The sequence below is a fragment of the Alcanivorax sp. HI0044 genome (assembly GCF_001634945.1).
In genome coordinates this window covers 1-1,169 of record NZ_LWEZ01001816.1, presented here as the reverse complement: position 1 = coordinate 1,169, position 1,169 = coordinate 1, and the positions used below count along the sequence as shown (strand labels likewise).

1 protein-coding gene and 1 pseudogene are annotated in these 1,169 nt (G+C 62.4%); both read right to left on the bottom strand.

Translation table 11 applies throughout. The features are described 5' to 3' along the window. Positions 1 to 131: 131 nt before the first annotated feature. Positions 132 to 758 carry a dTMP kinase gene (gene tmk / locus A3730_RS27220; RefSeq protein WP_063519203.1) on the bottom strand — a complete coding sequence of 209 codons (627 nt, stop codon included), beginning with the start codon at positions 756 to 758 and terminating at the stop codon, positions 132 to 134. Beyond that, positions 758 to 1,169 (bottom strand): annotated as a pseudogene (mltG, locus tag A3730_RS27215) (endolytic transglycosylase MltG); the annotation flags it as partial. The pseudogene mltG and the gene tmk, both read right to left, overlap by 1 nt.

The following is a 1,169-nucleotide window of genomic DNA, read 5'->3' as shown; positions in this document are numbered from 1 at the left end:
GCGTAGCTTGCCGATACCTTTGGCACCGGTCAGCAACAGCGCATGGGGCAGCCGCCCCTGGGCGTGCTGGTCAAGCAACTGCGCCATGACCTCGCCATGCCAGGGACACGGTGCCTGAACTTTTGCGCCGGTTACGGCCATGCCAGCATCTCCTCGACTATCGCGCCCAGCTGCTGCTGTACCGACCCCAAAGGCTGCCCCGCATCCACGGTGCGGAACCGGCCAGGCTCCTGGGCTGCACGGGCCAGATAACACTGGCGGATACGTTCAAAAAAAGCCCGGTCTTCCTGTTCGATGCGATCCAGAGCGGCACGTTTACCGGCACGTGCCATGCCCACATCTACCGGCACATCAAACAGTACGGTCATGTCCGGGCGGGTGTCGCGAATGACCAGGCTTTCCAGGTCGGCAATGGCTGCGCTGTCCAGCCCTCGCCCTGCCCCCTGGTAAGCCCAGGTGGCGTCCACAAAACGATCACACAGCACCCATTCGCCACGGGCCAGTGCCGGGCGGATCTTCTGCTCCAGGTGCTGCGCGCGGGCGGCGAACACCAACAGCAACTCCGTATCATCCGCCATAGGTTCATCACCGGGCGCCAACAGTACACCACGGATCGATTCCGCCAAGGCGGTGCCGCCGGGTTCGCGGCTCACTGTCACCGTCTTGCCGGCGGCTCTGAGAGCGTCGGCCAGCCATTCCAGATTGCTACTTTTGCCCGCGCCCTCGCCGCCTTCCAGGGTGATGAAACGGCCACTCATTATCCGCCTCCGGGTGAAGAACGGTAGCCTTCACGGCGTTGCAGCTGATACTCACGCACGGCTTTGCGGTGCTGGGCCAGGGTTTTGGAAAAAGAATGGCTGCCATCACCACGGGCCACGAAATACAGGGACTCGGTTTCCCCGGGTTCACCGCCGCCAGAATGGCTTCCCGGCCGGGCATGGCGATAGGAGTGGGCGGCAACCCGCTGATCACGTAGGTATTGTAAGGGGTAGCGCGACGCAGATCGGAGCGGCGAATATTTCCGTCATAGGCCTCCCCCATGCCGTAGATCACCGTCGGGTCGGTTTGCAGGCGCATGCCCTTGTTCAAACGATTGGTAAAAACGCCAGCAATTTCCGGACGCTCTTCCGGCACGCCGGTTTCCCTTTCCACGATAGACGCCATGATCA

Bases quoted from the DNA above. Each gene is read 5' to 3' on its own strand.
- tmk (WP_063519203.1), bottom strand. From the start codon at position 758: ATGAGTGGCCGTTTCATCACCCTGGAAGGCGGCGAGGGCGCGGGCAAA.